The organism is Roseomonas sp. KE2513, assembly GCF_016107305.1.
In the GTDB taxonomy this organism is placed as follows: domain Bacteria; phylum Pseudomonadota; class Alphaproteobacteria; order Acetobacterales; family Acetobacteraceae; genus Roseomonas.
On the sequence record NZ_RCVR01000097.1, the window covers coordinates 1 to 5,151 of the forward strand.

Consider the following 5,151-nt stretch of genomic DNA (forward strand, 5'->3'; position numbering starts at 1 on the left):
GCGTCAGCACATATCCGTCGGAACGACGTTCGACAAGCTTCTCCCCCAGGCTCTCCTCAAGCGAATGGAGCCGACGCGCGATGGTAGCATGATTGACCGAAAGCATTCTGGCGGCCGCGGACAAGCTGCCATGCCTCGCCAGCGCTACGAAGTTCCGGACATCCTGCCAGTCAAGGTCTGTGCGTTTTTGATCAGCCATTGATCGAAGATAGCGAATTTTTGGAAATCCGACACCGCCGTACATGCCGGTCATCGGGCAAGGATGAAGGAAGCCAGGCAATGTCGGACGTCAAGAAAGTCGCTGTCGTCACCGGTGCCTCACAAGGTCTGGGCGAGGGCATCGTGAGCGGGTTTCGCGCCCGTGGCTACGCCGTCGTAGCTACCTCGCGCTCCATCCAGCCCTCGACCGATCCCGACCTGGTGACCGTAGCAGGCGACATCGGCAATCCCGAAACGGGCAAGCGCCTAGTCGCGGCAGCACTGGAGAAGTTCGGCCGCATTGACACGCTTGTAAACAATGCCGGCGTCTTCATCGGCAAGGCCTTCACCGACTATACGGAGGAGGATTACCGGCTGAAGTTGAAGACCAACCTCGATGGCTTCTTCTTCACCACTCAAGCAGTCGTGCCCGTCATGCTGGAGCAGGGCAGCGGGCATGTCGTCCAGATCACGGCATCGACAGCGGAGTTTGCCAGTTCGCGCTCGCCGGCCTTCATTGCCATGCTGACCAAGGGCGGCATGAACGCGGCGACAAAGAGCCTGGCGATCGAGTACGCTACCCGCGGCATCCGCGTGAATGCCGTTGCTCCCGGCGTGATCCGCACGCCCATGCACGACCCGAACATCGTCGAGCAGCTCGGCGCCTTTCATCCCATGAACAAGCTGGGCGAGGTCGAGGATATCGTGCGCGCAGTGCTCTACCTCGAGGACGCTGTCTTCTCGACCGGCGAGATCCTGCACGTAGATGGTGGCCTGATCGCCGGCCGCTGATCCTATCAACGGGAGAGCGCCTTCGGTACTCCCCGTCTCCCCTGGAGACATACCATGCCAATCGTAAACATCCTCGTGACCCGCGAAGGCACGACGGCGGGTGCGGACCGCACTACTACCGAGCAGAAAAACGCGGTCTACAGGGGCATTGCTGACCTGCTGTTCGACGTGATGGGCAAGCCCCGTGAAGATACGACAGTGATCTTCCACGAACACGAGATCGAAGATCTGGGTCAAGGCGGGCTGCCGCTGGCCGACTATCGTCGCCAGCACATTCGAGACCGTCAAACAGGCGACTGACACCGTCCGGCGCCTCGCGCAACCGGACGCCGGCACACTCAGACCGATCGACGCCAACTCCATGAGACCGAGAGGGCGAGGCTCTCACCTGCCCGCCGACAACAGCTAGAAAGGAGCGAACCAATGACCAAAATTCCTTCGACGATCGCCGCAGCGCTCTCCCTCGCCGGTACGGGAACCGCCCACGCCACTCCCGCCCGCAACGTCGTGCTGGTGCATGGCGCCTTCACCGACCAGACGAGCTGGAACAAGGTAGCGCAGCTGCTGCGCAGCAAGGGCTATCGGGTTACGCTGGTCGCGAACCCGCTGACCTCGCTGGACGACGACGTGGCTGCCACCCGCACGGCTCTCGCCGCGCAGAATGGCCCTACCGTGCTGGTCGGGCATAGCTGGGGCGGCGTGGTGATCGGCGAGGCGGGAACGACCCTAAGGTGTCGGCGCTAGTCTATGTCGCCGCTTATGCGCCCGACCGCGGCGAGAGCCTCAAGAAGCTGTCGGAAGGCGCACCGCCGACCCCCGGGCAAAAGACCCTGCGGCCGGACGCTCGTGGATACCTGTCTATTGACCCCGCCGCACTGCCGACCGTGTTCGCCGGCGACCTGCCGGCCAGCGAAGGCGAGGCGCTGGTCGCGCACCAGCTGCCGCTCAACAGCGCCGTGTTCGAGACGGAAGCGACGGTTGCGGCCTGGCACGACAAGCCGACCTTCTACGCCATTTCCGCCAAGGATCAGATGATACCGCCGGCGGCCGAGGCGATGTTTGCCAAGCGGATGAACGCCGAGACGGTGACGCTGCAATCCAGCCACGCTTCGCCTGTCTCCCACCCGGCCGAAGTCGCCGCGCTGATCGAGCGCGCTGCCCGGTGACAATGCTCGAGGGATGCCGACTCACTGGCATCCCCGCCGCCTACCGCGAATCAATGCCGAATTCTTAGCCGAGGGGTTTTCTTCAATGAACACTGCACATGTCGACAACTATTTTGCGGCTCTCAGCAAGAGGGACAGCCTGCGGATCGTGCCGCATCTCGCCGAGAACGTCGTCCTGCTCGGCCCCATCTTCCCCGGACCTACCATCGGCAAGGATGCGGTGGTGGAGGTCCTCTCCGGATTTCTGGAGACGATCGACAGCCTTGAGGTGAACCTTCGCTTCGCTTCGCTTCGGATCGGGACGTCGCCGTGTTCTTTAGCTTCATCTGCAACGGCCTGACGGTGAAGGGTAACGAGCACCTGCACCTCAACGAAGACGGCCTGATCGACAGTATCGAGGTGGCGTGGCGCCCGCTCCCCGCGACCGTGGAGGTCCAGGAGATCTTCGCCAGCAAGCTCGGCTTCCCGGCGATGCGCCTCGTCCCTGCGTCGGAGGTCTGATACGAACCCCGCGGTGCCCTATGTCGGCGCTGCTGGTGAGATGAACGGTAAGCGTCCGCGGGGCTGGTTTGGTCGCGAAGCCCGCCCCCCCTTTGAGGCGCTGCTCGACAACACGGCGCGCGCGCTGAGCAACGCCGCCGGTCATATGAACCAGCGCCACATCGACAACTGCACCCAGGCCAATCCTGCCTACGGTGCTGGCATCGCCGCAGCCCTTTGCTTCGCGGCTATAGCGCCGACGGCCGATTAGCATCCCCGCAGCAGGATAAGAATCGATGACCAATGTTCACGGCGTGTCGGTTCCCGACAGCAAACTCTGCCGCACGATCACTGAGTTCATCCGCGACACCGAGACCGAGCTGCTCTTCAACCATTCGAGCCGCGTCTATTTCTTCGGTGCGATCGCGGGCCAGCAGCGCGGTTTGACGTTCAACCCCGAGCTGCTCTACGCGGCGACCATGTTCCACGACATTGGGCTGATGCCCTCGCACTCAAGCCAGAATCTGCGCTTCGAGGTGGACGGCGCGAATACGGCACGCGAGTTCCTCGAGAGCCACAATGTTGATCCGTCTGATGTCGAAAAGGTCTGGACCGGGATCGCGCTGCACACCACCCCGGGTGTGCCGGAGTTCATGCACCCGGTGATCGCCCTCACCACCGCCGGGGTCGAGATGGACGTGCTTGGCCTTACCTACGGCCAATATGACGACGCGACGCGTGAGGCCGTGGTGGCAGCCTTCCCGCGCCCGCCCGCGTTCAAGGAGGACATCAGCCAGGCCTTCTATGACGGTATCAAGCACAAGCCGCAGACCACGTTCGGCAACGTCAAGGCCGACGTGATCGCCGACAAGGAGCTGCATTTTCATCGCGGCAATTTCTGCGCGGTGATCCGCGGCTCGCACTGGCGCGGCTGAGAAGCACTTGTCCCGCGCGGCAGCTATGACCCAGCCTGCTGTCTGGGAGCAGCTGGGTTGGTAGCCGGTCCGACCAGTTGAGCAGTCTCTTCCGTTGATCGGCCATGCTCCGTCGCGCTTGGTGTTCGGTGCCCCTGCACGCGCGCCTCCCAGTTCTTTGTCTGAACGAAAGAATGTATGTCAAAATCTGTCATGATCGTCGGGGCGGGTCCGGCTATCGGTCGCGGCGTCGCAGAAAAGTCGTCGCAGCTCCGCCCGTGCCGGAGCAGAAAACCCGTCAGCCGCTGCCGCGCCTTGCGGAGCGCCTCCACCATGTCGGCTCGCGCCCTGACCAGGTCCCGGATGGCCTCGTGTTCCGGGTCCGGCACCCACACCGGCGTCAACTCGCCGGCCCGGTGCAAACGCGCGAGCGCCGTCGCGTCCCGCCGGTCAGTCTTGATCCGCTCGCCAGGCTTACGCGGGATGAGGCTCGGGGCGACCACCACACAATCGTGGCCGCGGTCGCGGAGGTGCCGGTAGACCCCGTAACCACATGGTCCGGCCTCGTAGGCGAAGCGCAGGATCCGACCGCCCCGGCCGAGGCGCGCCACCAGCTTATCCAGCGCCACCGGCTCGTTGGAGATTTCCCCCCGAACCGCACCTCGCCATCCTGCCCGGCCTCCGCCACACAGACGGCGATCGTCGCCTTGTGCACGTCCAGCCCGACAAAGGTGATGCTCTCTCCCATGGCCCGTCTCCTGTGCTGAGGCAAGGCGCCAGCCCACACGGCGCAACCCTCGATCATCCTGCACAGTCCGAGGCGCCCCCCGCCTCTGACGGACATCTGGTCTAGGTCGCCGAGGTCAGACGGGTCCACCGGGATATGGAGGTGCTGAGCGTCGTGTCCGGCAGCGCGAAAGCCGTCGAGGACAAGCGCGATGCCGCGGCGGATCACCTCCGGATCCAACCCCGGCGGCAGCGCGGGATCGGCGTAGTCTACCGCGTCAGGATCGATCCCCACCAAGAGCACACGTGCTGCTGCCGCGTCTCCACCTGCCGGATGATCAGCCTGCCATGCCGGAAGGGGGACGTCTGCCAGGTTCCGGGGTGGGCGCTGGACAGCAGCGGGCCGCCCACTTGCGTGGTGCAGCACGAACCGACATCGCCGCGCTATGCTGTCGCCATGACGAACCCGGCCGATCCAGCTCCGAAGGCGCGCCTGCCCTGGAACCTGCACCCCGCGCTGACGGAGGAGCGCATTACCGCCTGCACCCGCCTGCTCGCCCGCGGACCTACCGACGCGCTCGCCATGGCCGACAGCCGGGCCGGGGACGACGCCTGGTCGATCGGCTGCCGTGCCTACTCCTTCAGCCGCAACCGGCTCCGTTGGGCTGCGGAGGCGGGCCGCTACCCCTGGCTTGGGGTGCTGGACGAGACGCACCACTTCGTCTTCCTGATCGAGGGCGTGCCGGTGCGCTTCTTCCGAGGTGACGCGGAGGAGCCGAGCAAGCGCACGCTCCGCCAGCAGGAGAGCGAGGCGCAGCAGCTCGCGCTGGCTCTTGGGAGCGAGGACGAAGCCGAAGGGCTGATGTTCCGCCTAG

General features: G+C 64.7%; 10 protein-coding genes and 1 pseudogene. 9 read left to right on the forward strand and 2 right to left on the reverse strand.

Translation table 11 applies throughout. The annotated features are described in order from the left end of the window. The coding region (locus tag D9599_RS30020; RefSeq protein WP_232481123.1) for a LysR family transcriptional regulator at positions 1-253 on the reverse strand (253 nt) is incomplete at its 3' end. 26 nt (positions 254-279) lie between these two features. Here D9599_RS30020 and D9599_RS30025 point away from each other — a divergent pair. The 8 genes from D9599_RS30025 (at position 280) to D9599_RS30060 (ending at position 3,571) form a co-directional block, all read left to right on the forward strand. Next, complete coding sequence (locus D9599_RS30025) at positions 280-990, forward strand: SDR family NAD(P)-dependent oxidoreductase (RefSeq protein ID WP_198385008.1); 711 nt, start codon at positions 280-282, stop codon at positions 988-990. Between the two features lie 54 nt (positions 991-1,044). After that, positions 1,045-1,290: a 4-oxalocrotonate tautomerase family protein gene (locus tag D9599_RS30030; RefSeq protein WP_198385009.1), complete on the forward strand. Its 246-nt coding sequence runs from the start codon at positions 1,045-1,047 to the stop codon at positions 1,288-1,290. Between the two features lie 123 nt (positions 1,291-1,413). After that, positions 1,414-1,734: an alpha/beta fold hydrolase gene (locus tag D9599_RS30035; protein ID WP_198385010.1), complete on the forward strand. Its 321-nt coding sequence runs from the start codon at positions 1,414-1,416 to the stop codon at positions 1,732-1,734. Continuing rightward, positions 1,722-2,156: an alpha/beta hydrolase gene (locus D9599_RS30040; protein WP_198385011.1), complete on the forward strand. Its 435-nt coding sequence runs from the start codon at positions 1,722-1,724 to the stop codon at positions 2,154-2,156. Before D9599_RS30035 ends, D9599_RS30040 begins: the two co-directional genes overlap by 13 nt. Positions 2,157-2,169: 13 nt before the next feature. After that, positions 2,170-2,496, forward strand: coding sequence for a nuclear transport factor 2 family protein (locus D9599_RS30045; protein ID WP_198385012.1), 327 nt, complete (start codon positions 2,170-2,172; stop codon positions 2,494-2,496). Beyond that, positions 2,466-2,657, forward strand: a complete 192-nt coding sequence (locus D9599_RS30050; RefSeq protein ID WP_198385013.1) for a hypothetical protein — start codon at positions 2,466-2,468, stop codon at positions 2,655-2,657. The genes D9599_RS30045 and D9599_RS30050 overlap by 31 nt, the downstream gene beginning before the upstream one ends. Before the next feature lie 13 nt (positions 2,658-2,670). After that, positions 2,671-2,907: a catalase-related domain-containing protein gene (locus tag D9599_RS30055; RefSeq protein ID WP_198385014.1), complete on the forward strand. Its 237-nt coding sequence runs from the start codon at positions 2,671-2,673 to the stop codon at positions 2,905-2,907. Between the two features lie 25 nt (positions 2,908-2,932). Further along, on the forward strand, positions 2,933-3,571 hold the full coding sequence (locus D9599_RS30060) for an HD domain-containing protein (protein ID WP_198385015.1): 639 nt from the start codon (positions 2,933-2,935) through the stop codon (positions 3,569-3,571). 254 nt (positions 3,572-3,825) lie between these two features. Here D9599_RS30060 and D9599_RS31815 read toward each other — a convergent pair. Further along, positions 3,826-4,298, reverse strand: a pseudogene (locus tag D9599_RS31815) (transposase); the annotation flags it as partial. A 141-nt stretch (positions 4,299-4,439) separates the two neighbouring features. Between D9599_RS31815 and D9599_RS30070 the strand changes: the two are divergent. After that, a partial coding sequence (locus D9599_RS30070; RefSeq protein ID WP_198385017.1) for a hypothetical protein occupies positions 4,440-5,151 on the forward strand: 712 nt, incomplete at its 3' end.

What these genes read in the sequence shown, in the direction of transcription:
- D9599_RS30025 (WP_198385008.1), top strand. Translation starts at nt 280, where the DNA reads ATGTCGGACGTCAAGAAAGTCGCTGTCGTCACCGGTGCCTCACAAGGT.
- D9599_RS30030 (WP_198385009.1), top strand. Translation starts at nt 1,045, where the DNA reads ATGCCAATCGTAAACATCCTCGTGACCCGCGAAGGCACGACGGCGGGT.
- D9599_RS30035 (WP_198385010.1), top strand. Translation starts at nt 1,414, where the DNA reads ATGACCAAAATTCCTTCGACGATCGCCGCAGCGCTCTCCCTCGCCGGT.
- D9599_RS30045 (WP_198385012.1), top strand. Translation starts at nt 2,170, where the DNA reads ATGCCGACTCACTGGCATCCCCGCCGCCTACCGCGAATCAATGCCGAA.
- D9599_RS30060 (WP_198385015.1), top strand. Translation starts at nt 2,933, where the DNA reads ATGACCAATGTTCACGGCGTGTCGGTTCCCGACAGCAAACTCTGCCGC.